20 protein-coding genes are annotated in these 25365 nt (G+C 65.8%); 8 read left to right on the top strand and 12 right to left on the bottom strand.

Annotated elements, in window-relative coordinates:
- Window positions 1–78 precede the first annotated feature (78 nt).
- The 7 genes from ACQ4MJ_RS14830 to ACQ4MJ_RS14860 form a co-directional block, all read right to left on the bottom strand.
- Window positions 79–1131, bottom strand: a complete 1053-nt coding sequence (locus tag ACQ4MJ_RS14830) for an adenosine deaminase (RefSeq protein WP_121507273.1) — start codon at window positions 1129–1131, stop codon at window positions 79–81.
- On the bottom strand, window positions 1131–2111 hold the full coding sequence (locus tag ACQ4MJ_RS14835) for a Rieske 2Fe-2S domain-containing protein (RefSeq protein WP_431152151.1): 981 nt from the start codon (window positions 2109–2111) through the stop codon (window positions 1131–1133). Before ACQ4MJ_RS14835 ends, ACQ4MJ_RS14830 begins: the two co-directional genes overlap by 1 nt.
- A 159-nt stretch (window positions 2112–2270) precedes the next feature.
- A complete protein-coding gene (locus ACQ4MJ_RS14840) occupies window positions 2271–3437 on the bottom strand; it encodes a BMP family ABC transporter substrate-binding protein (RefSeq protein WP_055401936.1) in 1167 nt (388 codons plus the stop codon).
- A 110-nt stretch (window positions 3438–3547) separates the two neighbouring features.
- Window positions 3548–4468 (bottom strand): ABC transporter permease, encoded by a 921-nt coding sequence (locus tag ACQ4MJ_RS14845; protein ID WP_409883971.1) that lies wholly within the window; start codon window positions 4466–4468, stop codon window positions 3548–3550.
- A complete protein-coding gene (locus ACQ4MJ_RS14850; RefSeq protein WP_431152149.1) occupies window positions 4468–5538 on the bottom strand; it encodes an ABC transporter permease in 1071 nt (356 codons plus the stop codon). The genes ACQ4MJ_RS14845 and ACQ4MJ_RS14850 overlap by 1 nt, the downstream gene beginning before the upstream one ends.
- Window positions 5531–7117, bottom strand: coding sequence for an ABC transporter ATP-binding protein (locus ACQ4MJ_RS14855; RefSeq protein WP_431152148.1), 1587 nt, complete (start codon window positions 7115–7117; stop codon window positions 5531–5533). The genes ACQ4MJ_RS14850 and ACQ4MJ_RS14855 overlap by 8 nt, the downstream gene beginning before the upstream one ends.
- Window positions 7118–7196: 79 nt before the next feature.
- Complete coding sequence (locus ACQ4MJ_RS14860; protein ID WP_431152146.1) at window positions 7197–8129, bottom strand: LysR family transcriptional regulator; 933 nt, start codon at window positions 8127–8129, stop codon at window positions 7197–7199.
- 104 nt (window positions 8130–8233) lie between these two features.
- On the opposite strand from ACQ4MJ_RS14860, the gene xdhA reads away from it, so the two are divergent.
- Both xdhA and xdhB read left to right on the top strand, forming a co-directional pair.
- Window positions 8234–9742, top strand: coding sequence for a xanthine dehydrogenase small subunit (gene xdhA, locus ACQ4MJ_RS14865; protein WP_431152145.1), 1509 nt, complete (start codon window positions 8234–8236; stop codon window positions 9740–9742).
- On the top strand, window positions 9739–12171 hold the full coding sequence (gene xdhB / locus ACQ4MJ_RS14870) for a xanthine dehydrogenase molybdopterin binding subunit (RefSeq protein ID WP_431152144.1): 2433 nt from the start codon (window positions 9739–9741) through the stop codon (window positions 12169–12171). The genes xdhA and xdhB overlap by 4 nt, the downstream gene beginning before the upstream one ends.
- 912 nt (window positions 12172–13083) lie before the next feature.
- On the opposite strand, the gene lolD is transcribed toward xdhB, so the two are convergent.
- Together lolD and ACQ4MJ_RS14880 are read right to left on the bottom strand one after the other, a co-directional pair.
- Window positions 13084–13773, bottom strand: a complete 690-nt coding sequence (gene lolD / locus ACQ4MJ_RS14875) for a lipoprotein-releasing ABC transporter ATP-binding protein LolD (RefSeq protein ID WP_121422573.1) — start codon at window positions 13771–13773, stop codon at window positions 13084–13086.
- Window positions 13766–15019 (bottom strand): lipoprotein-releasing ABC transporter permease subunit, encoded by a 1254-nt coding sequence (locus ACQ4MJ_RS14880; RefSeq protein ID WP_121422572.1) that lies wholly within the window; start codon window positions 15017–15019, stop codon window positions 13766–13768. The genes lolD and ACQ4MJ_RS14880 overlap by 8 nt, the downstream gene beginning before the upstream one ends.
- A gap of 80 nt (window positions 15020–15099) precedes the next feature.
- On the opposite strand from ACQ4MJ_RS14880, the gene ACQ4MJ_RS14885 reads away from it, so the two are divergent.
- The gene (locus ACQ4MJ_RS14885) at window positions 15100–16056 is read left to right on the top strand and encodes a phosphoglycerate mutase (protein WP_431152142.1); all 957 of its coding nucleotides are present in this window, start codon (window positions 15100–15102) and stop codon (window positions 16054–16056) included.
- Entirely contained in the window at window positions 16053–17768 is a 1716-nt protein-coding gene (gene recJ / locus ACQ4MJ_RS14890) for a single-stranded-DNA-specific exonuclease RecJ (RefSeq protein WP_431152141.1), read from the top strand. Before ACQ4MJ_RS14885 ends, recJ begins: the two co-directional genes overlap by 4 nt.
- 18 nt (window positions 17769–17786) lie before the next feature.
- On the opposite strand, the gene ACQ4MJ_RS14895 is transcribed toward recJ, so the two are convergent.
- Both ACQ4MJ_RS14895 and ACQ4MJ_RS14900 read right to left on the bottom strand, forming a co-directional pair.
- Window positions 17787–18011 carry a tautomerase family protein gene (locus tag ACQ4MJ_RS14895; protein ID WP_121420989.1) on the bottom strand — a complete coding sequence of 75 codons (225 nt, stop codon included), beginning with the start codon at window positions 18009–18011 and terminating at the stop codon, window positions 17787–17789.
- A gap of 163 nt (window positions 18012–18174) precedes the next feature.
- Window positions 18175–19953, bottom strand: coding sequence for a methyl-accepting chemotaxis protein (locus tag ACQ4MJ_RS14900; RefSeq protein WP_431152140.1), 1779 nt, complete (start codon window positions 19951–19953; stop codon window positions 18175–18177).
- Window positions 19954–20229: 276 nt separating this feature from the next.
- Here ACQ4MJ_RS14900 and ACQ4MJ_RS14905 point away from each other — a divergent pair, with 276 nt between their 5' ends.
- Both ACQ4MJ_RS14905 and ACQ4MJ_RS14910 read left to right on the top strand, forming a co-directional pair.
- Entirely contained in the window at window positions 20230–21099 is an 870-nt protein-coding gene (locus ACQ4MJ_RS14905; RefSeq protein ID WP_176888678.1) for a 3',5'-nucleoside bisphosphate phosphatase, read from the top strand.
- 18 nt (window positions 21100–21117) lie between these two features.
- Window positions 21118–21753 (top strand): L-threonylcarbamoyladenylate synthase, encoded by a 636-nt coding sequence (locus tag ACQ4MJ_RS14910; protein WP_055393476.1) that lies wholly within the window; start codon window positions 21118–21120, stop codon window positions 21751–21753.
- A 147-nt stretch (window positions 21754–21900) separates the two neighbouring features.
- Here ACQ4MJ_RS14910 and ACQ4MJ_RS14915 read toward each other — a convergent pair whose 3' ends face one another.
- Entirely contained in the window at window positions 21901–23058 is a 1158-nt protein-coding gene (locus tag ACQ4MJ_RS14915; RefSeq protein ID WP_121420992.1) for a methyl-accepting chemotaxis protein, read from the bottom strand.
- Window positions 23059–23337: 279 nt separating this feature from the next.
- Between ACQ4MJ_RS14915 and ACQ4MJ_RS14920 the strand changes: the two genes are divergently transcribed.
- Window positions 23338–24006 (top strand): site-2 protease family protein, encoded by a 669-nt coding sequence (locus ACQ4MJ_RS14920; protein ID WP_055393480.1) that lies wholly within the window; start codon window positions 23338–23340, stop codon window positions 24004–24006.
- Window positions 24007–24041: 35 nt separating this feature from the next.
- Window positions 24042–25346: a tryptophan--tRNA ligase gene (locus ACQ4MJ_RS14925; RefSeq protein WP_431152138.1), complete on the top strand. Its 1305-nt coding sequence runs from the start codon at window positions 24042–24044 to the stop codon at window positions 25344–25346.
- Window positions 25347–25365: the final 19 nt, after the last annotated feature.

A 25365-nucleotide genomic window follows, 5' to 3' on the forward strand; every position in this document is an offset into this window, starting at 1 on the left:
CCGCCCTGCCGCGCGGGTGACAGCGCACCAACCCGCCGATTCGCACTGGCAATCCGCGCTATGCCCGCCGCACACAGCTCAGTAGTCGTGCTCCACACACCGCTCAAAGGTTTCCTTGAGCTTGTGCTCCCACACACGCTTGTCGGCATTGCTGGCAAAACTCGCCTCAAAGCTGTTGAACGCCAATTGGTAGGCGTGTTTCGCCGTGAGGCCCGTGGCGGCAAACACCTGGGTGAAGTTCTCGTTCATGTAGCCGCCAAAGTAAGCGGGATCATCCGAGTTGACCGTGGCGGCCAACCCGGCGTCGAGCAGCTTGCCCAGGTTGTGGTCCGCCAGGTTGGGAAACACGCACAGCTTCTGGTTGGACAGGGGGCACACCGTGAGCGCAATACGATCCTGCGCCAGGCGCTGCATCAGTGCCGCGTCGTGCACCGCCTGGACCCCGTGGTCGATGCGCTCGACCTTGAGCACATCGAGCGCGCTCCAGATGTAGGCAGGAGGGCCCTCCTCGCCTGCATGGGCCACCAGGTGCAGGCCCAGTTCGCGACAGCGGGCGAACACGCGGGCAAACTTTTCGGGTGGGTGGCCCAGTTCGCTGGAATCCAGCCCTACGCCAACGATCTTGTCGAGCAGGGGCATCGCCTGCTCCAGGGTCTCGAAGGCGGACTCCTCACTGAGGTGGCGCAGGAAACACAGGATGAGCGTGGCACTGATGCCCAGCTCCCTGCGTGCATCTTCACAGGCCCGGTACAGGCCGTTGATGACCGTCTCCATGGCAACGCCGCGTGCGGTGTGGGTCTGCGGGTCGAAGAAGATTTCAGCGTGCAGCACGTTGTCGCGCGCTGCTCGCCCCAGGTAGGCGCGCGCCATGTCATAAAAGTCCTGCTCGTGCAGCAGCACGCTGGCACCCGCGTAGTAGATGTCCAGAAAACTTTGCAGGTTGGTGAACGCGTAGGCGCTGCGCAGTGCCTCCACACTGGCATAGGGCAAGGTCAATTCGTTGCGCTGCGCCAGTGCAAAGATCAGCTCAGGCTCCAGGGAGCCCTCGATATGGATATGCAGCTCGGCCTTGGGCATGGCGCGCAGCAGCGTGGGCAGGCGCTCGGCGGAAATGGGGGGCACTTTAAACATCAGCAGACTCCAAAGGTGATGCCGCTCTGGCGCAAAAAGCGGCGGTAGGCAGATGATGCCTTGTCGGCGGCGGTATGCAACTCCGCCCGCAGGTCCAGCGGCAGACACTGTGGCGTCTGCGACTCCAGCACGGGCTGGTCTTGCGTGAAGATGGTGTGCTGAAAGGCCTGCAGCTTCTCATCGGGCGAATCGAAATCTGCCACGGCCAGGCGAAACCACACGCGGCTGCGCACCGGGGTGATCGGGCAGATGAACAGCGCTATGGACTCCCGCCAGCCATCCACGGCCGTGGTGCCCGCCTCGGGCACCTTGGTCAGCACGGCCGCGTAGGGTGCCGTGACTTCGTAGGTGTACTCCACCTGGGCCGGGGCGGTGGAGTGCAGGTTGGACTGGGGTTGCCAGGCCTTGCAGCCGGTGGCCAGCAAGCCAGTGGTTGTGGCCTCAACGCGGTAGTCATCAATCGCAGGGACGTCGCGGCTGCCCAGCCAGCCTTCGTGCACAAAACCAAAGTGCGACATGTCAAGAAAATTCTCGATGATGCGCGGAGCACTGGCCGCCACATCGTACGGCCCGCAGTTGAGCTTGCGCAACCGCGCGTCGCCTTCGGCCACAAACTCGGGGAGCGCTGCACTGCCCTGCTCCATGCGCACCCAAATCAGGCCATAGGCCTCCCGCGCCTCAAAGGTCCGTGCGCAGTGCCCGGGCGGCGGAACAAACGCGGGTAGCGCTGGCACGTGGGTGCAGCGGCCGCCCGCCGCAAACTGCCAGCCGTGGTACGGGCACTCCAGTTGTCCTTGCGGTGTCACGCGGCCCAGCGAAAGCCGGGCTCCACGGTGCGGACACTGGTCGGCAAAAGCTTGTACCGCACCCGCCGCGTCGCGCCACACCACCACCGGTTGTTCCAGAAGCCGCACGGCAACAGTGGCCTGCGCCACATTGCCCACCAAGGCCACCGGATGCCACAAGCTTGATTCGACCATCTGCCAGTACCTCTAAGAGCCTGTTTACGATCTCCCAGGCGACCGCTGCGAGATCGTAAACAGGCTCTAAAAACAAAACAGAAATGAAAAAGGGCCACCCGCAGGCGGCCCCCTCACTGTATGCAGCAAGCCGTCAGGCCCGCTGACCAACCCATGGACTTACTTCTTCTCGCCGCCGGGGATCTTGCCTTCCACGCCCTTGACGTAGAAGTTCACACCGCCCAGAAACTTGTCATCGGCCACCGTGTCTTTGGCCAGCACTTCCTTGCCGTCCTGACCCACGATCGGGCCCTTCCAGATCTGGAACGACCCGTCGGCCAGGCCCTTCTTCACGGCTTCGACCTTGGCTTTGGTGTCGGCAGGCACGTCTTCGGCGATGGAGACGATGTCGATGGCGCCTTCCTTCACGCCCCACCAGCTCTGGCCGGTGGCCCACTGGCCTTCCAGTGCGTCCTTGGTGGCCTTGATGTAGTACGGGCCCCAGTTGATGACGGCCGAAGCCAGGTGGGCCTTGGGACCGTAGGCAGTCATGTCGCTGTCCCAACCGAAGGCGCGCTTGCCCTTCTCTTGTGCGGTCTTGAGCACAGCAGGCGAATCGGTGTTCTGGAACAACACGTCCGCGCCACCGTTGATCAGGCTGGTGGCGGCTTCGGTTTCCTTGGGTGGGCTGAACCATTCGTTCACCCAGACCACCTTGGTCTTGATCTTGGGGTTGACCGACTGCGCACCCAGCGTGAAGCTGTTGATGTTGCGGATCACTTCAGGAATCGGCACCGAGCCCACCACGCCCAGAGTATTGGACTTGGTCATGGCACCGGCAATGATGCCCGCCATGTACGCGCCTTCGTAGGTGCGGCTGTCGTAGGTGCGCATGTTTTCGGCCGTCTTGTAGCCGGTGGCATGCTCGAACTTCACGCCCTTGTTGTCTTCCGCGACCTTGAGCATGGACTCCATGTAGCCGAAGGTCGTGCCGAAGATCAGCTTGTTGCCCTGGCCGGCCAGGTCACGCAGCACGCGCTCGGCGTCGGCGGACTCGGGCACGCTTTCCACAAAGCTCGTCACGACCTTGTCGCCGAATTCCTTTTCGATGGCCTTGCGGCCGTTGTCGTGGGCGAACGACCAGCCACCATCGCCCACCGGGCCGACGTAGGCAAACGCGATCTTCAGAGGCTCGGGCTTGGGCGCCGGTGCTTCTGCCACGGGAGCCGGTGCGGGCGCGGGGGCCGGTGCCGGTTCTTCCTTCTTGCCACAGCCCACGAGGGCAGCAGCGGCCACGGCGGAGAGCGCTGCCACCTTGAGCATGGAGCGTTTCTGCAGATCAGTCATGTCGGTTTCCTTATTGAAGAAGTAAGACTTGCAAAGGTTGAGGGACGAAAACACTAATTATGGGGCGATCTACCACCGGGTAACCAGCAATTCTTGGGACCAGTGCTTGTTCACGAGCCCGGATAAAACGGCTTGCCGAGCGATGCCGGCATGTTGATGCGGATCCACGCTGGATTGCGCGAGATCAGCGCCAACACCACGATGGTCGCCACATAGGGCAGCATGCTCAGCAACTGGCTGGCCACCTGCACGCCCGTGGCCTGCAAATGGAACTGCAGCATGGTCACGCCGCCAAACAGGTAAGCACCAAGCAACACCCGTGCCGGGCGCCACGTGGCAAAGGTGGTGAGCGCCAGCGCGATCCAGCCGCGCCCGGCCACCATGCCCTCCACCCACAGCGGGGTGTAAACAGTAGAGATGTACGCACCGGCCAGCCCGCACAGCGAGCCACCGGCCACCACGGCGGCCAAGCGAATACGGCGCACGGGGTAGCCCAGTGCATGGGCCGACTCGGGCGATTCCCCCACCGAGCGCAGCACCAGCCCGGCGCGCGTGCGGTACAGGAACCAGATCATCCCCACCACCAGCAGCATGGTGATATACACCAGCGGGTGCTGCCGGAACAGCGCGGGGCCGAGCAGCGGCACATCGCCCAGCACCGGGATCACGTATTTGGGCAGCTCTGGCAGCTTGGCCTGGACGTAGCTGATGCCCGCAAAGGCCGAAAAACCCACGCCGAACAGGCTGAGCGCCAGCCCCGTGGCGTACTGGTTGGTGTTGAGCCAGATCACCAGCACACCAAAGATGGCCGCCAGCAGCGCGCCAGCGGCCATGCCCGCCGCAAACCCCAGCCAGGTGTTGCCCGTGTGCACCACGGTGGCAAACCCTGCAATGGCGGCGCAGAGCATCATGCCCTCGGCCCCCAGGTTGACGATGCCAGCTTTTTCATTGATCAAGAGGCCCAGGGCCGCGATGGCCAGAACGGTGCCCGCGCTCAGCGTGGCGCCAATCAGGAGTGCATAGGATTCCATTACTTGCCTCCCTTCGCGGCCACCCAGCGGATGCGGTAGGCGATCAAGGTGTCACAGGCCAGCAGCGTAAACAGCAGCAGGCCCTGGAACACGCCCGTGAGCGACTTGGGCAGGCCCATGCGCGACTGCGCCAGCTCGCCGCCGATGTAGAACATGCTCATGAGGATGGCCGACAAAATCATGCCCACCGGGTGCAGCCGCCCCACAAAGGCCACGATGATGGCGGCAAAGCCGTAGCCTGCGGGCACATACGGCGTGAGCTGGCCAATGGGCCCGGCCACCTCCAGCGCGCCCGCCAGGCCCGCCGCGCCGCCTGAGATCAGCAGCGCCGTCCACAACGCCTTGCGCGACGAGAAGCCCGCGTAGCGCGCCGCAGCGGGGGCCAGTCCGCCCACCTGCTGGGCAAAACCGGCCCGCGTGCGGAACAGAAACACCCACAAGGCCGCAGCACCCGCCAGCGCCAGCAGCAGCCCGATGGACACGCGCGAGCCCTGCATCAGGCGCGGGATCTGCGTGACTTTCTCGAACGTCTTGGTCTGCGGAAAGTTGTAGCCCATCGGGTCCTTCCACGGGCCATAGACCAGATAGCCCAGCACCAGCGTGGCCACATAGACCAGCATCAGGCTGACCAGGATTTCGTTGGCATTGAACTTGTCGCGCAGCAGCGCCGTGAGCCCCGCCCAGGCCATGCCACCCAGCACCCCGGCGAGCAGGATGGCGGGCACGATCCAGGGGCCCGTGGTCTTGTCGGCCAGCAGCGCCACGCCACCCGCCACCACGGCGCCGATGACAAACTGGCCTTCGGCACCGATGTTCCACACGTTGGAGCGGAAACACACGGCCAGCCCCAGCGCAATCAGCAACAGTGGCGTGGCCTTGACCATGAGTTCGCCAATGGCGTACTGCGTCTTGATGGGCTCCCAGAAGAACACCTGCAGCCCGCGCACCGGGTCTTTGCCCAGCGCAATGAACAAGGCCACACCGATCAGCACGGTAAAGGCCAGCGCCAGCAGGGGCGAGCCGTAGGTCCAGAGCTTGGAAGCCTGGGGGCGTGGTTCCAGCTTAAGCATGCTGCACCTCCGCTGCCTTGGCCTGTTGTGCGAGGTGCGCTTGGACATCGGCATGCCACAGCCCGCTCATCCATTCACCGATGCGTTCCACCGTGGCCTCGGCGCGCGGCACCGAAGGCGACAGATGCCCCTTGGCCACCACATGCAGCCGGTCGCAGATTTCAAACAATTCGTCCAGCTCCTCACTGACCACCAGCACGGCGCAGCCTGCGTCACGCAGGGCCAGGATGGAGCCCCGGATCTGTGCGGCGGCGCCCACATCCACGCCCCAGGTGGGCTGCGAGACGATGAGCAGCTTGGGGTTGGCGTCAATCTCGCGTCCCACGATGAACTTCTGCAGGTTGCCACCCGACAGCGACTTGGCCGCTGCGTTGGGTCCACCCGCCTTCACATTGAAGCGCCGGATGATGTCCTCGGCATGTTTTTGCAGCGCACCCACCTTGATCCAGCCACTGCCGCCGACCGAATTGGTGCGCGTGAGCAGCAGGTTGTGCGCCAGCCCCATGGTGGGCACGGCGCCCCGGCCCAAGCGCTCTTCGGGCACAAAATGCAGGCCCAGCGCACGGCGCTGGCCGGGACCCATGCGGCCCGCGTTCTGGCCCGAGACCTGGATGCTCGCAGGCTCGGCCCGTTGGTCTTCACCCGACAGCGCATACAGCAGCTCTTTTTGCCCATTGCCCGACACGCCGGCAATGCCCACCACTTCGCCCGCCTTGACCTCGAACTGCAGGTCGATCAAGTCCACGCCGAACTGGTCGGCACGCGGCAGCGACAGGCCCTTGACGCGCAGCACCGTGGCGCCAGTCTGCACGGCACGGTGTTCCAGCGCCGGCGGCTCGGCGCCGATCATCAGCCGCGACAGCGATGCATTGGATTCCTCGGCCGGGTTGCACACGCCCGTCACCTTGCCGCCGCGCAGCACGGTGCAGGCAGTGCACAGCGCGCGAATTTCGTGCAGCTTGTGGCTGATGTAGAGGATGCTGCAGCCCTCGCTGGCCAGCTTGCGCAGCACCACAAAAAGCTTTTCGACCGCCTGGGGCGTGAGCACCGAGGTGGGCTCGTCCAGGATCAGCACCTTGGGGTTGGTGAGCAGCGCGCGGATGATTTCCACGCGCTGCATCTCGCCCACGCTCAACGTGTGCACGGGGCGCAGGGGGTCGATGTCAAGGCCGTATTCGGTGGCCTTGGCGGTGATGCGGCCGGTCACTTCGGCCAGCGTCAGGCTCTTGTCCAGGCCCAGCCACACGTTCTCGGCCACCGTCAGGGTGTCGAACAGGCTGAAATGCTGGAACACCATGGCAATGCCCAGGGCCCGCGCTTCTTGCGGGTTGCGCACCTGCACGGCCTGGCCGTTGAAGAACACGCTGCCTTCATCGGGCTTGACCGAGCCGTAGATGATTTTCATCAGCGTGGACTTGCCCGCGCCGTTTTCGCCCAGCACGGCGTGGATTTCACCCGGCAGCACCGTGAGCGATACGCCGCTGTTGGCCACCACGGCCGGGTAGCGCTTGGTGATGCCCACCAGCTGCAGCCGTGGCGGCGCCGCACCAGGCGCTGAAGGATTGGAGGGAGAACTCATGCGGGGATTGTCTCTCAGTTTTACAACTTGTTATAAGAATGAAAAAGCCTTCTTGCGCTTGTTCAGCATACCCAAGCAGCTATTCTTTTCGTAGCGAAGCAGCCACGGTTTTCACACAGTCGCGCAGCCAGGCCGCTGCGGCCGAGTGGTGCGTGCGGGCGTGCCACAGTTGGTAGTACATGAGCCGAGGAAACGGCACCGGGCACGGCAATATGGCCAGCGGAAGTTGCTCCACATACCGCTCGCAGTACTGGCGGCCGGTGGTCAGCACAAGCAAGCTCGATGCCACGATGCTGGGGATGAGGCTGAAATGTGCGCAGCGCGCCGTGATGTGGCGCTGCATGCCCAGGCTGTCCAGGTGGGCGTCGATCACGCCGCGCGCGCCGGGGTGGGTGGGCGTGGGCGCGATGTGTTCGGCGGCCAGCCAGTTTTCCACGTCCCAGCCGCGCCGCACGGCGGGGTGGTCTTTGCCGACCAGGCAGACCACTTCGTCACCAAACAGGCGGCCCATGTGCAGGTCGTCCGGCGGCTGGGGCCAGTTGCCGATCACCACGTCCACCTCACCCTGCGCCAGGTGCGCGTGATAGTGCGTGTCGGCCGACAGGGGCAGGATCTCGATGGGGCACAAAGGGGCCTCGACCTTGATGCGGGCCACGAGCTGGGGTAGAAAAAGGGGGTCGAGGTAATCGCTGGCGGCCACGCGGAAGGTGCGGGTGGCTGTGCGCGGGTCAAACCCGCGTGCGTCTGAAAACAGCGCCTCGGCCGAGCGCAGGATCGCGCCCGCAGGCTCCACCATGCGCAGCGCAGCATCGGTGGGCATCATGCTGGCACCCGAGCGCACGAGCAGCGGGTCGCCCGCCAGGTCGCGCAGCCGCTTGAGCGCAGCCGACACCGCCGGCTGGTGCATGCCCAGGCGGACGGCGGCCCTCGATACGCTGCGTTCTGTGAGCACGGTGTGCAAGACCCTTATGAGATGGAGGTCTATCTTGTCGAAAAGGGCGTGGTCTCTCATAGCGGTGTGGGCATGGGTGCCATAAGCTTGCGCATATGCCGGTAACGGTACTGCGTTCTACCCTCTGCTGAACCTTTCCATCCAAGATCGAAGTGGCGTTTGTCATGACAACAAGACCCTTGCAATTCCTGCGCCGAGGCCAGCCCGTGGCGCTGGGCAATGTACCACCCGAGCGCACCTTGCTGGAGGTGCTGCGCGAAGACCTGGGCTGCACCGGCACCAAGGAAGGCTGCGGCGAAGGCGACTGCGGCGCCTGCACCGTGGTGCTGGGAGAGGCGCGGGACGGCAAGCTGCACTACAGCGCGGTGAACAGCTGCATCCGCCTGGCGCATTCGGTGGATGGCATGGCGCTGTGGACGGTGGAGGACCTGGCGGAAGACCCACTGATCCAGCCCGTGGGCGATGCCGCAACGGCTCCTGGTCAAACCATCACGCTCCATCCAGCACAAGAAGCCATGGCGCAGTGCCACGGCTCGCAATGCGGCTTTTGTACCCCCGGCTTCGTGATGAGCCTCTTTGGCATGTACCAAAACCATGTGTGCCATGGCCAACCCATCACCCGCGAGCTGGCGCAGGAAGAACTCTCGGGCAACCTGTGCCGCTGCACCGGCTACCGCCCCATCCTGGACGCCGCACAGCAGATGGCCGCCCTGCCAGCGATGGCGGTGAACGAGCCGCTTTTGCTACAAAAATTAGAGCTGCTCGCGCTTGACCATCAAGCGCCAGATGCCAATTCTTCTTATATTTCACCCACCACGCTGCCCGACCTGCTGGCCTCACGCGCCGCGCACCCTGCGGCGCAGGTCGTGGCAGGCTGCACCGATGTGGGCCTGTGGGTGACCAAGCAGCACAAACAGTACGCGCAGATTCTGGATGTGACTCGCGCGGCAGAGCTGCGGCAGATCCAGCAGGACGCACACCACATCACCATAGGCGCCGCCGTCACCCTCACCGACGCCTTTGCGGCGCTGACGGCGCAGTGGCCGCAGCTGCACAGCTTTGCCACGCGCTTTGCGGGCCTGCCCGTGCGCAACTCGGGCACGCTGGGGGGCAACGTGGCCAACGGCTCGCCCATTGGCGACTCGATGCCGCTCTTGATTGCACTGCGCGCCCAGGTGGTGCTGGCCAGCGTGCGCGGCGAACGCGCCATGGCGCTGGAAGACCTGTACACCGGCTACCGGCAGAACGTGATGGCGCCCGACGAACTGCTGGCACGCATCGTGGTGCCCAGGCCGGGTGTCACGGAAGTGCTTCGGGCCTACAAGATTTCCAAGCGCTTCGACGACGATATTTCTGCCGTCTGCCTTGTCATCAACCTGGACATCGAAGCCGACGTGGTGCGCCGCGCCAGCATCGGCGCGGGCGGTGTGGCTGCCACACCAGCCCGCGCGCGCCAGACCGAAGCCGCGCTGACCGGCCAGCCCTGGAATGCCGACACCATCGCCCGCGCTGCGCAAGCGCTGCAAGGCGAGTTCAACCCCATCTCTGACATGCGCGCCAGCGGCACCTACCGCCGCACGGTGCTGGCCAGCCTGCTGCAGCGCTTCTGGCTGGAGAGCCAGGGCGAAGAGGCCGTGAGCGTGGAGAACTTCCGACTGGAGGCTGCGATATGAACCAGCGCGAATCTCTCCCCACGGACCTCCCGGTGAGCCGCGACGCCGTGGACGACCCGGTGGCTGCCACCGCCGACGCCCACGCCGCCGAGCCCCAAGCCCCGCAGCAGAACAGCGCACCCGCCAGTCCCCGCGCCATGGGCCAGTCGCACATCCATGAAAGCGCGCGCGCCCAGGTGGCCGGTGCCGCCCACTACATCGACGACCTGCCGGAGGTGAAGGGCACGTTGTACGCAGCGCCCATCCTCTCCACGGTGGCGCATGGCACCTTGAACGGCGTGGATGCCAGCGCCGCCCTGGCCCTGCCCGGCGTACGCGGCGTGGTGCTGGCGCAAGACGTTCCCGGCGACAAGTTGCTGGCCGCCTTTGCGCACGACGAGCCCGTTTTTGCAGTCGACACCGTGCAGCACATCGGCCAGGTCATCGGCCTGGTGGTGGCCGACTCGGTCATGCAGGCGCGGCGTGCGGTGCGTGCCGTGAAGCTCGACATCGCCCCACTGCCCGCCGTGCTTTCCGTGCACGAGGCACTGAAAGCCGAAAGCTACGTGCTGCCCCCCGTGTTCGTGCGCCGGGGCGACGCTGCGACAGGCCTGGCCCAAGCCGCCCACCGCCTCAGCGGCGCCTTTGAAGTGGGCGGGCAAGAGCATTTTTATCTGGAAGGCCAAATCGCTTACGCGCTGCCGCTGGAGCAAAAGCAGTGGTGGATCTACTCCAGCACCCAGCACCCCGGCGAGGTGCAGCACTGGGTGGCACACGCGCTCGGCATCGACAACCACGCGGTCAAGGTGGAATGCCGCCGCATGGGCGGCGGCTTTGGCGGCAAGGAGACCCAGGCGGGTCACCTGGCCGTGTGGGCCGCCGTGGCTGCCAATAAGTTCGGCCGCGCCGTCAAGCTGCGGCTGGACCGCGACGAGGACTTCATGGTCACCGGCAAGCGCCACCCGTTTGCGTACGAGTACGACGTGGGTTTTGACGACACCGGCCGCATCACGGGCCTGAAGCTTCAGATGGCCGCCAACTGCGGTTTCAGCGCCGACCTGTCCGGCCCCGTGGCCGACCGGGCCGTGTTCCATGCCGACAACGCGTACTACCTGAGCGATGTGGAAATCGCCTCCTACCGCTGCAAGACGAATACGCAGAGCCACACGGCGTTTCGCGGCTTCGGCGGACCGCAGGGCGTGATCGTGATCGAGGCCATCCTGGGCGACATCGCCCGCGCGCTGGGTCGCGATGCGCAGGACGTGCGGATGGTCAATCTGTACGGCAAGGATGCAGCGGATGGCCGCAACGTCACGCACTACCAGATGACGGTGGAGGACAACATCCTCCACGCGCTGATGCCCCAGCTGGAGCGCGATGCCAACTACCGCCAGCGCCAGACCGCCATCGCTGCGTGGAACGCCACAAGCCCGGTGCTCAAGCGCGGCCTGGCCATCACGCCCGTCAAGTTCGGCATCAGCTTCACCGCCACGCTGTTCAACCAGGCGGGCGCGCTGGTGCATGTGTACACCGACGGCAGCGTGCAGGTGAACCACGGCGGCACCGAAATGGGCCAGGGCCTGCACACCAAGGTGGCGCAGATCGTGGCCGACGAGCTGGGTGTGCCGCTGCACCGCGTGCTGGTCACGGCCAGCGACACCAGCAAGGTGCCCAACGCCAGCGCCACCGCCGCCAGCAGCGGCACCGACCTGAACGGCCGCGCGGCGCAGTTCGCAGCCCGCAATGTGCGGGACAACCTGGCCTCGTTCGTGTGCGGGCTCGATGGCTGCGGTGCGGGTGCCATCCGCTTCGAGGGCGGCCAGGTGATCTCGCCCAAGAAGGTGCGCGCGTTCGACGATGTGGTGAAGGAGGCGTACGCCAACCGCATCCAGCTGTGGAGCGATGGCTTTTACCGCACGCCAAAGATCCACTACGACAAGGCCACGCTCACGGGCCGGCCGTTCTACTACTTCAGCTACGGCGCTGCCTGTTCCGAGGTGGTCATCGACACGCTGACCGGCGAAAGCCGCGTGGCGCGCGTGGACATCCTGCACGACGTGGGCCACAGCATCAACCCGGCCATCGACATCGGGCAGATCGAAGGCGGTTTTGTACAGGGCATGGGCTGGCTGACCACGGAGCAGTTGGTGTGGAACGACAAAGGGTATCTGGCCACGCACGCGCCTAGCACCTACAAGATCCCGGCGACGGGGGACATCCCCCAACACTTCAAGGTGGAACTGTGGCCCGAGGCCAACCGGGAAGACAACGTGGGAGGCAGCAAGGCGGTGGGCGAGCCGCCGTTCATGCTGGCGATCAGTGTGTACGAGGCTCTGCGCAATGCGGTGGCTGCAGGACGTGAGGGGCAGGACGCTACGGAGCCCGTGGTGTTGATGGCACCGGCGACTGCGGAGAATGTGTTGCGCGCCTTGGGTAAATTGGGCGCGTGAAGGGCCTGCCTCCCGACCGCTTCCCCGCACGATCCGTTCGGACTGAGCTCGTCGAAGCCGGGGCGTCACCCTGACCGTTCGGGCCGAGCCTGTCGAAGCCAGGGTTTGAGCGCTGGATTTGCCGCATGCCTGGTTGGAGGGCGGAGGCCGGGGTGTGCGCCCGGCGGCGCAGTAACTTTCTCTTGCGTCGCCAAGAGAAAGTCACCAAAGAGAAGGCGACCCTACACGCTGCGTCCCTTCGCTTCGCTGCGGGCAACCTGCGGTGCTCGCGTCCAGCGGGGTCTCGCTCGAACTCGCTCCACTTCGTTGCGCTCAGACAATCGCGAGCCCTGATCCGCTGGCCGCTGCGCTCCTCGGCGCATCCTGAAGGGAACCCGGGGAGCGGACATCCATTCGGGCCATTGCTTCGCTCGGCCCAGGCTGCGCAGCGCGTGGCGCTTGCGCCCGCGAGATGGGGCCGAGCGAAGCAAAGGCCCGTGTGGCTGTTTGGATGTTAGGCTGCCCAACCCCCTGCTGGCTGCGCCTGCGGCGGGGCGGTTGCGGGGTGGCATGGGCGTCGGAGCGCCCATGCTTCGTGCTCTGACTCGCCGCAGTTGTTCGAGCGGAGCGCCGCAGGCGCGCAGTGAGTTCTGCGGCGCACCCCGCAACCGCCCCGACGCAGGTTTGCCCCGTAGCGAAGCGCAGGGTTCGCAGACTGGGGGTCGCCTTTTCTTTGGTGACTTTCTTTTGGCGAAGCAAAAGAAAGTTACTCGCATGCCGGGCGACTCCCGGCCTCCGCACTCAACCCAAGCATGCTGTCCCAACCAGCAAGAACAAGCTTCGACAAGCTCAGCCCCAACGGACTGGAGGGCACCACAAAACCACAAAAACAATAGCACCCAGCGCTCTCCAGACAAGCGCCAGGGTCCAAAATCACCCCAAAACCCCAGACACCAGCCGCAAGACGCGATCACACCGCGCCGCCAGCGACTCATCGTGCGTCACCATCACAAACGCCGTGCCTTGGTCGCGCGCCAGCTGCAGCATCAGGTCAAACACGCCGTCGGCGGTGCTGCGATCCAGGTTGCCCGTGGGCTCATCCGCCAGCACACACGCGGGCCGCGTCACCAAGGCACGCGCAATCGCCACACGCTGGCGCTCGCCGCCCGATAGCTCGGCGGGTCGGTGCATCAGACGCTCTTTCAAACCGACGGAGGTGAGCACCCGCTCAGCCTCGGCATGGCACTGCGCCAGCGGCAGGCGGCGGATGCGCAGCGGCATGGCCACGTTGTCCAGCGCGCTGAACTCGGGCAGCAGGTGGTGGAACTGGTAGATAAAACCCAGGTGCTGGTTGCGCAGCTGGCCCTGGCGCTCTGCTGACAGCGAAGACATCTCTTCGCCCTTGAGGCGCACGGTGCCTGCCGTGGGCGCATCCAGCCCGCCCAGCAAATGCAGCAGCGTGCTCTTGCCCGAGCCCGACGCGCCGACGATGGCCAGCGTTTCGCCCGCGCGGATCTGAAGATCCACGCCCTTGAGCACCGTCACATCGAGGCGGCCTTCTGTGAATCGCTTGGTGAGGCCCTTGGCCTCCAATACCACCACTCCAACTTTCTGATCACTCATAGCGCAGCGCCTCGGCGGGGTTCACACGGCTGGCGCGCCAGCTGGGGTACAGGGTGGCCACAAAAGCCAACACCAGCGAAATGATGCCGATGGGCATGATGTCGCTGCTCTGGGGTTCACTCGGCATCTTGCTGATGAGGTAGATGTCCTTGGGCAAGAAGCTCGCGTTGAGCGCCTTCTCGATGGCGGGCACGATCACGTCGATGTTGAACGCGATGCCCAGGCCCAGCAGCAGGCCCACGGCCGTGCCGATCACGCCGACCATGGCGCCCTGCACCACAAAGATGCCCATGATGCTCTTGGGGCTGGCGCCCAGGGTGCGCAGGATGGCGATGTCGGCGCGCTTGTCGGTCACCGTCATCACCAGGGTCGATACGAGGTTGAACGCGGCCACCGCCACGATGAGGGTGAGGATGATGAACATCATGCGTTTTTCGAGCTGCACGGCCGCAAACCAGGTGCGGTTCTGCTGCGTCCAGTCGCGGATGAGCAACTGGCCGCTCAGACTGCCCGCCAGTTGCTGGGCCACCTCGCGCGCCTGGTGCAGGTCCTTGAGCTTCAGGCGCACGCCCGTGGGGCCTTCCAGGCGAAAGATGCGCTGCGCATCCTCGTGGTGCAGCAGCACCAAGGCCGAGTCGTATTCGTAGTGGCCCGAATCAAACGTGCCCGCCACCGTCATCTGCTTGAGGCGCGGCACCACGCCCGCCGGCGTGACCTGCCCTGCGGGCGCGATCAGGGTGACCACATCACCAGCGCGCACGCCTAGCATGCGGGCCAGCTCGCCCCCCAGCACAACGCGGAATTCGCCGGGCACCAGCAGATTCAGTGTCTTTTCGTTGGTGGCGGCCAGGTCCGTCACGGCGCCTTCCAGCGCCGGGTCGATGCCGCGCACCAGCGCACCCTTCATGTCCTCGCCGCGCGCCAGCAGCGCCTGCGCGGCCACGAACGGTGCGGCGCCCACCACGTTGGGGTTTTGCTTCGCCTCGGCGAGCGTGCGCGCCGGGTCGGGCAACGCAGCGCCCTGGGGCGCAAAAATCTCGATGTGCGAGACCACGCTCAGCATGCGGTCGCGCACTTCTTTCTGAAAGCCGTTCATCACCGACAACACAATGATGAGCGCCGCCACCCCGAGCGCAATGCCCAGCATGGACACGCCCGAGATGAACGAGATAAAGCCATTGCGCCGCGTGGCGCGGCCCGCGCGCGTGTAGCGCCAGCCCAGGGCCAGTTCGTAGGGGATTTGCATGGATAAGGAAAGAAGGCACTGCAGAGTGCGGAATGCACGCCACAGGCCGGCCAGATTGTGGCATCCCGGACAATAGGCCCATGTCGGACACCAACCATTTGCTCGTTCCCTACGCCGCCAGCGCAGCCGCCGGATGCCAGCAAGCCCTGCAGGGCCTGGCCCTGCCCCACCTGGACCGGCTTCTGGCCCGGCTCAGCCCCCATCCCACCCACAGTGACAGCGGCGAGGAGACCAGCTTCTCCGCCCCCCACGAACGCGCCCTGGCGCGCGCGCTGGGACTGCCAGCGCAGGACGGGCGCATCCCCTGGGCCGCGTGGCACCGCCACCAGCAAGGCCAGTCACCCAACGGTGACGCCTGGGCGTTTGTCACGCCCTGCCAGTGGCAGGTCAGCACCGACCATGTCACGCTGCGCAACCCCGAGCACCTCGCGCTGGATGAAGCCGCGTCGCGCGCGCTGCTGGCCATCGTCTCACCCTGGTTTGCCGAAGATGGCATCACCCTGCACTACGACCAGCCCACACGCTGGCTGGCCACCAGCCCCCTGTTTGCCGACCTGGCCACCGCCTCGCTGGAGCGCGTGCTGCAGCGCGACGTGCGCGCCTGGATGCCGGACGCCAAGGCGGCCCGGACCCTGCACCGTTTGCACAGCGAGATGCAGATGCTGCTCTACACCCACGCCTTCAACGACGAGCGCTCGGAGCGCGGGCTGCCGGTGATCAACTCGTTCTGGGTGCATGGCACCGGCCCAATTCCCACCCCTGCCCCGTCTGCCCTCCCCACGCCGACGGTGCTCACCACCTTGCGCGATGCGGCACTGAACGAGGACTGGCGCGCCTGGGCCGCAGCGTGGACCGCATTGGACGAAGGCCCGGTGGCCGATCTGCTGCGCAAGTCCGAAGGCGGCGAGCCGGTGCAACTGACCCTGTGCGGCGAGCGCAACACGCTGGCCTTCCACACCGCCCCCCGCACCCTGGCCCAGCGTTTTCAAAGCCTTTTCAGGCCCCAGCACTTTGCAGACATGCGCGATAAGCTATGAAAATAGTAGCAAGAGACATTCCCCCCCGTGCCGCCTGGGCGCTGGAACAGGCCGGTGTGCACCCGCTGCTGGCGCGCCTGTATGCCGCGCGCGGTGTGCGTGCCAGGGACGAGCTGGACGACGGCCTGGGCAGGTTGTTGCCCCCCGCGGGCCTCAAAGGCATTGACACCGCCGCGCGCCTGCTGGCAGACGCCATGGCGCAGAACAAGCGCCTCGTCATCGTGGCCGACTACGACTGCGACGGCGCCACCGCCTGCGCCGTGGGCGTGCGCGGGCTGCGGCTGCTGGGCGCTCAACAGGTGGATTACCTCGTGCCGGACCGCGTGACGGACGGTTATGGACTCACCGCATCCATCGCCCGCCGCGTGGCCGAGCGCGGGGCCGATGTGCTGATCACCGTGGACAACGGCATCGCCAGCGTGGAGGGCGTGGCCGAAGCCAAGGCGCTGGGCCTCACGGTCGTCGTCACGGACCACCACCTGCCCGGCCCCGAACTGCCCGCGGCCGACGCCATCGTCAACCCCAATCAGCCCGGCTGCACTTTCGAGAGCAAGTCCATGGCCGGTGTGGGCGTGATGTTCTACGTGCTGCTGGCGCTAAGGGCAGAGCTGCGGGCACGCGGAATATTCGATGCGGCCACCCAACCCAAGCTCGACCCGCTGCTCACCCTGGTGGCGCTGGGCACGGTGGCCGACGTGGTCAAGCTCGACGCCAACAACCGCCGCCTGGTCGCCCAGGGCCTGAAGCGCATCCGCGCAGGGCAAATGCCTGCCGGGGTTGCCGCCCTATTCCACGCCGCCGGCCGCAAAGCGCCCGTGGCCACCACCTTCGACTTTGGCTTCGCCTTAGGACCGCGCATCAACGCCGCAGGGCGCCTGGCCGACATGACGCTGGGCATCGAATGCCTGCTCACCGACGACGCAGGCCGCGCCGCCGAACTGGCGGGCACGCTCGACGGCATCAACCGCGAGCGCCGCGAGATCGAAGGCGGCATGCGCGACCAGGCCATGCTGATGGCCGAAAGCCTGTTCCAGGAAGACGAAGAACCGCCCCCGGCCATCAGCGTGTTCGACCCGGACTTTCACGAAGGCGTGGTGGGCATCGTGGCCAGCCGCATCAAGGACAAACTGCACCGCCCCACCTTTGTGTTCGCGGCCAGCAGCGCGCCGGGCAAAGAGCACGAGCTGAAGGGCTCCGGCCGCTCCATCCCCGGCTTTCACCTGCGCGACGCGCTCGACCTGGTGGCCAAACGCCACCCGGGCGTGTTGCTGAAATTTGGCGGCCACGCCATGGCGGCGGGCTGCACGGTGGACGCTGACTCGTTCGACACCTTCGAGCAGGCCCTGGCCCAGGTCGCCCAGGAATGGCTGGACGCCGCCACCCTCACCCGCCGCATCGAAACCGACGGCCCCCTGGCCCCGGAATACTGCCGCGCCGACATGGTGGACACCCTGCACCACGAGGTCTGGGGCCAGGGCTTTGCGCCCCCCACCTTCAGCGAAGAAGTGCAGATCGTGAGCCAGCGCCTGGTGGGCGAGGCCAAAAACCACCTGTCGATCAAGCTCATGCACCAGGGCAACCCGGTGGACGCCATCTGGTTCGGCCACACCGAGCAGCTGCCTGCGCGCGTGTTGCTGGCCTTTCGGCTCGATGTGAACGAGTGGAAGGGCGAGCGGAAGGTGCAGTTTTTGGTGGAGGGGGCTCAGATCTAGGGCAAGGCCCCACCCCGCTCACGCCTGCGCAGGGCCCTTGCTGCGCTGGCGGATCACCGTCACCGGCTCGCCGCCCTGGCCCCAGTTCTCAGGGTCCACCTCGTCGATGATGACGGTGACACTTTCAGGGCGCTTGTCCAGCACCTGTTGCATGAGTTGGGTGACACCGGCGATCAGGGCTGCCTTTTGGGCTGCGGTGGTGGGCAGTTCGCGCCGCGCGAGGCGGATGTTGACCAAGGGCATGGGCAGATCCTTTCGTCCATCGCAAAAAACAAAGACAAAGGCAGCCGGGGCTGCCTCGGGGGTGGGGTGCAAAAATCTCGAGGCTTTTTTTGCCACCAGCGCTTGATAGAAAAGCGCAAACAGCTAGCATTTAAATAGCAAAATCCACCACACCCAGCGGCCTTTAGAAGCTTTCCCAGTCGTCATCCCCGCCTTGGGCTGTAGCCCGGGGCGCAGGTGCAGCGGGCGCGGCCGATGGGCCAGGGGTGGCAGCGGGGCGTGCAGCGGCGGGTGCCTTGGTCGGCTTGGTTGCCTTGGGTGCTGCGGGTTGGTTGCCGAGGGCGGTTCTGGCCGCAGGCGCTGGCCGGGGCGCCGCAGGCGGAGCCGGGCGGGGCGCTGCCGGTGCGCGAACCGCCATCGCGCCCACATTGAACACCGCCACCACCTCGGCCAGGCGCTGGGCCTGGTCGCGCATCGAGGCTGCGGCGGCGGTGGACTCCTCCACCAGCGCCGCGTTCTGTTGCGTCATCTGGTCGAGGTGCGTCACGGCCTGGTTGACCTGGGCAATCCCGTCGCGCTGCTCGGAGGAAGATGCCGTGATTTCTCCAATCAGGTCGCTCACGCGCTGCACGCTGGCCACAATCTCGCCCATGGTCTGGCCCGCCTGGGCCACCTGGGCAGAGCCCGACTCGACGTTTTCCACCGAGGCACTGATCAGATTCTTGATCTCCTTGGCGGCCTCGGCGCTGCGCCCGGCCAGGCTGCGCACTTCGCTGGCCACCACCGCAAAGCCCCGGCCCTGCTCGCCCGCGCGGGCGGCTTCCACAGCGGCGTTGAGCGCCAGGATGTTGGTCTGGAAGGCAATACCGTCGATCACGCCGATGATGTCGCTGATCTTGCGGCTGCTGTCGGTGATCTGCTGCATGCTGGTGACCACCTGGCCCACCACTTCGCCGCCGCGCGCCGCCGCCTGGGCCGCCGTGCCCGCGAGCTGGTTGGCCTGGCGCGCGGTGTCGGCCGACTGGCTCACCGTGGCCGTAAGTTCTTCCATGCTGGCGGCGGTTTCTTCCAGGTTCGAGGCAGTCTGCTCGGTGCGGGCCGACAGGTCGTGGTTGCCGTTGGCGATCTGGATCGAGGCCGACGAGACGGAATCCACACCCACCCGCACCTCACTCACTACCCCCCGCAAGCGGGTGGACATGGCCGACAGGGACCTCAGCATGTGGCCGAACTCGTCCTTGCGGGTGGATTGCAGCTCGCGCGTGAGGTCGCCAGCGGCGATGGCGTCAATGGTTTCCACCGCCTCGTCCAATGGCACGGTGATGGAGCGCACCAGCTTCCAGGCCAGCAGCAGCACCACCACAACCAGCACGGCCGACACCACCAGGCCCTGGATGGCGTAGGCAACCCGCCGTTGCGTGGTCTCGGCCCGGATCCCCTCGCGGCGCTTTTGCAGGACAGCAACAAAATCATCCTGCGCCTTGAGGTAGCGCGCCACCATGGGGGTGAGTTCATTGTCGGCAAACTGCTGGGTGGCCACGCCATCGCCCGCGCCCTTGAGCTCCCAGGTCTTGGCGGTGGCGGCCAGCACCAGCTTGCGTTCGGCCAGCACCTTGTCGAGCGCCGCTTTTTCCTCGGGCCCCGTGGCACCGGCCACGATCCCCTCTTGAATCTTGTTGATGCCGCCAATGATTTCCTTGACCTTGGCGTCGTACTGCTGGGCCAGCACCGCGTCGGTGGTGACGGCTCCTCCCATCACCATATTGACGGCGGTTTCTGTGGCACCCCGCCAGCGTATGGCCGCCGAGATGCGCTCTTCGATCTCGACCACCTGGTCCATCGCAGCCGACATGGAGCTGTTGGCCCGGTACTGCTGGAAGCCGGAGATCAACAGCATGGCCAGCATCAGCAGGATGAATGCTCCCCACAGCTTGCGCGAAACGCGGATATTGTCGATTTGCATGGTTCTTTTTCCTCGTGGACCTGGAAATGTAAGTGTGCGGCCAACGCGCGGCACGCAACATCCGATTGCGTCAACAGCAGGCCACAAGCCTACGCCAGCCCAGGCACTGCCCTGCCCTCTTTTTCCCGGGAGAAACCCGCACCCAAGGTGCCGGAGGTGACAGGACGGCCCACCCGGGGGTCAGCGGCACCTGGCAGGACTCCGGAGAACCCGTCCACGACGGCACAGGGGTTGCGCGGTGGCGCGCGATATCGGTACAAGCCCTAAAATGGCACGGTGACATCCATACTGAACGCCGACCTGCATTGCCATTCCGTGGTATCCGACGGAACCCTGACCCCGGAGGATCTGGCCGCCCGCGCGAAAGCCAACGGTGTCGAGTTGTGGGCGCTCACCGACCATGACGAAATCGGCGGCCAGCACCGCGCCGCCGCCGCTGCCCATGCGCAGGGCATGGCCTACCTCACGGGCGTTGAAATCTCGGTCACCTTTGCCGACACCACCGTCCACATCGTCGGCCTGGGTTTCGACCCCCACGACACCCGACTGGCCGAGGGCCTGGCCGCTACACGCGGTGGGCGCGGCGAACGCGCCAAGGACATGGCCGAACAACTGGCCCAGGCGGGTATTCCGGGCGCTTACGAGGGCGCGCTGCAGTTCGTAGGCAACCCGGCATTGATTTCACGCACCCATTTCGCCCGCTTTCTGGTGGAGACCGGGGTCTGCAAGGACACCTCCGAGGTATTTCGCAAATACCTCATCGAAGGCAAGCCCGGTTATGTACCGCACCGTTGGGCGTCGCTGGGCAACGCCGTGCGCTGGATCACCGAGGCAGGCGGCATGGCCATCATTGCCCACCCGGCGCGCTACAAGTTCAGTGCCAACGAAGAATTTGCGCTGTTTTCCGAGTTCAAGGCCCACGGCGGGCGCGGGGTGGAAGTCGTCACCGGAAGCCACAGCGCAGCCGAATATGTCACCTACGCCGCGATGGCGAAGGAGTTTGGGCTGGCCGCTTCACGCGGCAGCGACTTCCACAGCCCGGACGAGTCCCACACCGACCTGGGGACCTTGCCGCTGCTACCCGGCCAGCTCACCCCGGTCTGGGAACTGCTGGCTGAACGCATCCGGCACCCCGCTGCCGTTTGAGACGAGACGCACCATTTCATGGCCCAGTATTTCGAAGTCCACCCCGACAACCCCCAGCCGCGCCTGCTCAAGCAGGGCGCCATGCTGCTGCAAAAGGGCGGCATTCTGGCCGTGCCCACCGATTCCAGCTATGCGCTGGTCTGCCACCTGGACGACAAGGATGCCGTCGATCGCATGCGCCGCATCCGCCAGGTGGACGACAAGCACCACCTCACCCTGTTGTGCCGTGACCTGTCGGAACTGGCCAACTATGCCCGCGTGGACAACCGCCAGTACCGCCTGCTCAAACTGGGCACGCCCGGGCCCTACACCTTTATCCTCGAAGCGACCAAGGAAGTGCCGCGCCGCGTGAGCCACCCTTCGCGCAAGACCATCGGTCTGCGCGTGCCCGACCGCAAGGGCCTGCAGCTGCTGCTGGAGCTGCACGGCGCCCCGCTGCTGGCCACCACGCTGATCCCGGCCGGCGAGACCGAGCCCCTGAACGACCCGCAGGAAATCCGCGAACGCTACGAAAAGCTGGTGGACGCCATCGTGGACGCAGGCGCCTGCCCGCTGGAGCCCACCACTGTGGTGGACCTGACCCCCATGGGCAATGGTGGCGAGCCCGAAGTGGTGCGCGAAGGCCGGGGCAGCCTGCAGGCGCTGGGGTTGTAGCCGCAGCTCCTCACCTCGACTGCCATAGCGCTTGCCCGGGGCCTCCACAACTGGCGCGGCCCCATCCCAGCGCCACCGTGGAACTGGCTTTGCCAGGCCACCGGTGGCGTCCCCCTGAGGGGGGAAGCGGCGCAGCCGCTCAGGGGGCTATAACTTGAACGCACCCACAGCCTGCTCCAGATCGCGCGCCTGCGCCGTGAGCGAGGTGGCGGTCGAAACCGCGTTCTGAACCAGCGCAGCCGTTTCCTGGGTGGTGCCGTCCATGTGCGACACGGCGCCGTTCACATGGCTGATGGCGTCGCTCTGCTCGCGCAGGGCGTGGGAGATTTCGCCAAGCAGTGCGCTGACCTGCCCGACGGCCGCCACGATCTCCTGCATGGTCTTGCCCGCCTTGCCCACCTGGCCAGCACCGTTTTCCACCTGCTCGACCGACGCGCTGATCAGCGCCTTGATCTCGCGGGCGGCCACCGCGCTGCGCTGGGCCAGATTGCGCACCTCGCTGGCCACCACCGCAAAGCCCCGGCCCTGCTCGCCCGCGCGGGCGGCTTCCACAGCAGCGTTGAGCGCCAGGATGTTGGTCTGGAAGGCAATGCCTTCGATGACCTGGATGATGTCCACAATCTTGCGTGAGCTGCCACTGATGGCCTGCATGGTCAACACCACATCGCCCACCACCGCGCCCCCTTGCTCTGCAATGCCCGAGGCCTTCACCGCGAGGTCGCTGGCGGAATGGGCGCGCTCGGCGTTCTGGCGCACGGTGGCGGTCAGCTGCTCCATGCTGGCAGCAGTTTCGGTGAGTGAAGAGACCTGGTCTTCCGCATGGCGGGAAAGGTCGGTGTTGCCATGGTCGATGTCTGCGGCAGAGGCGCTGATGGCATCGGCGTCCTGCTTGATGCGCGACACCAGGTCGGTCAGCGTGTCCTCCATGGTGCCCAGGGCGTTCAGGAGCCGGCCAAAGTCGCCCTGCAGATCGGAGCTGAATTCCTGGCTCAGGTCGCCCGAAGCCACGGTTTCTGCAATCAGGATGGCCTGGTTGAGCGGCGCCACGATGCTCATGCGCAGGCTGAACACAGCCAGCAGCGCCAGCACAAACGCCACACAGCTGCAGCCGATGATCCATGCCCGGGCGCTTTGCAGGTGCGCCTGTGCTGCCTGGGCCTGGGGCGCCGTCACAGGCGCGCCCTGCAGTGCCTGCTCGGCCCCGCCGATGCCAGCCAGCGCCATGACCATCAACAGCAGCACCAGCAGTGCCATACCGCCAAACGCCAGGGCCAGGCGCGTTCCAATTTTCAGGTTGTTCCACATGATGTTGTGCCTCTCCAGGGCTGTTGTTTTGGTTTTTTGGGTCGCCCCGGGGGCAACTGTCAGATGCTAGCAATGATCACGGCGCTGCGGGCGCCCTCGGCATACGTACATCCCACATAGAACTTGCGCGAATCGGGATGCAACAACCGCCTTGCCTGGGGGTGAGCCACTTGCCCGAGTCCTGTTGTGCGCCAGTCATCCCACCACCGGCATGCCGTGTACTCCGCGCGGGTCGCCCCGGCAACGGCTGGGGTGGCGGGCGTCTGAGACAATCACCGGGTGGACATCTCCAATCTCATCCAAACCGTTCTGATCTACGCCCTGCCGGTGCTGTTTGCCATCACCGTGCACGAGGCAGCCCACGGCTACGCCGCGCGCCACTTTGGCGACAACACTGCGTACATGATGGGCCGGATCACCCTCAACCCGATCAAACACATCGACCCGGTGGGCACCATCCTGATGCCGCTGCTGCTGTACTTTGCGACCTCGGGGGCCTTCCTGTTTGGCTATGCCAAGCCGGTGCCGGTCAATTTCGGCAACCTGCGCAATCCCAAGAAACACATGGTCTGGGTGGCGCTGGCGGGCCCGGCGTCCAACTTCATCCAGGCCATTGGCTGGGCCGTGCTGCTGGTGGCACTGGTGGGCTCTGGCGTGGAGGAGCGCTTTTTCATCGAGATGGCCCGCGCTGGCGTGCTGGTCAACCTCGTGATGTGGGCGTTCAACCTGTTTCCGCTGCCGCCGCTGGATGGCGGGCGCATCCTGGTGGGCCTGCTGCCCTGGAAACAGGCGCACATGGTCTCTCGCATCGAACCCTGGGGCTTTTTCATTGTGATGGGCTTGGTGATCGCTGGGGTGGTGGGGACGCTGTGGCTACGCCCGCTGATGTCGCTGGGCTACGGCGTCATCCAGTTTCTGCTCACCCCGCTCACAGCACTGTTGCGTTAATTCTTCTCCCCCCGTTTCTTGCTGACATCCTTCCCATGAGCATCACGCGTTTTCTCACCGGCATTACCACCACGGGCACACCCCACCTGGGCAACTTCGTGGGCTCCATCCGCCCCTCGGTGGCCGCCAGCCTCACGCCCGGCGTGCAGAGCTTTTACTTTCTGGCCGACTACCACGCGCTCATCAAGTGCGAAGACCCGGTGCGCATCCAGCGCTCCACGCTGGAGATCGCCGCCAGCTGGCTGGCCGCAGGGCTGAACCCCGAGAAGGTCACGTTCTACCGCCAGTCCGACATCCCCGAGATCCCCGAACTGACCTGGCTGCTGACCTGCGTGACGGGCAAGGGCGTGCTCAACCGCGCCCACGCCTACAAGGCCAGCGTGGACAAGAACACTGCCGCCGACCGCGATGCCGACGACGGCGTGACGGCCGGCCTGTTCATGTACCCGGTGCTGATGGGCGCGGACATCCTGATGTTCAAGGCGCACAAGGTGCCCGTGGGCCGCGACCAGATCCAGCACATCGAGATGGCGCGTGACATGGCTGCGAGCTTCAACCACCTGTATGGCGAACACTTTGTGCTGCCCGAGGCTGCCATTGACGACCATGTGGCCACGTTGCCCGGCCTGGACGGGCGCAAGATGAGCAAGAGCTACGACAACACCATCCCGCTGTTCAGTTCGCGCGAGCAGCTCAAGAAGCTGATCGGTGGCATCCTGACCGATTCGCGCGCACCCGGCGAGCCCAAGGACACCGAGGGATCGGCGCTGTTCCAGATCTACCAGGCGTTTGCCACGCCCGACGAAACCGCCGCCCTGCGCCAGGCCTACGCCGACGGCATCGCCTGGGGTGATGCCAAGAACACCCTGTTCGAACGTGTGGACCAGGTGATCGCCCCCATGCGTGCGCAGTACGAAGAACTCATCCACAACCCCGCCCGCATCGAGCAGACCCTGCTGGCCGGTGCCGAACGCGCCCGTGCGCTGGCCACGCCGTTCATCCGCGAGCTGCGCGCCGCTGTGGGCCTGCGCAGTCTGGCCCAGGCCACTGCGGCGCCCAAGCCCGCCAAGGCCGCGAAGACAACGCTGCCTTCGTTCAAGCAATACCGCGAAGCCGACGGCAAGTTCTACTTCAAGCTGGTGGATGCCGATGGCCGCCTGCTGCTGCAAAGCACCGGTTTTGACGCGCCCAAGGAAGCAGGCCAGGCCATTGCCCAGTTGCAAAAAGACCCGGACGCACTGCAGACACTGGCACAGCGCCTGGCACCGGTGGAGGGCGTGAGCGCCGACGATGTGGCAGCCGCGCTGCAGGCGCTGGCAGAGGCTGCAGCCGCCGCGTAAACCGCTCTGTCCCTGTCCA

The organism is Acidovorax facilis (genome assembly GCF_050626955.1).
Lineage (GTDB): Bacteria > Pseudomonadota > Gammaproteobacteria > Burkholderiales > Burkholderiaceae_C > Acidovorax > Acidovorax facilis.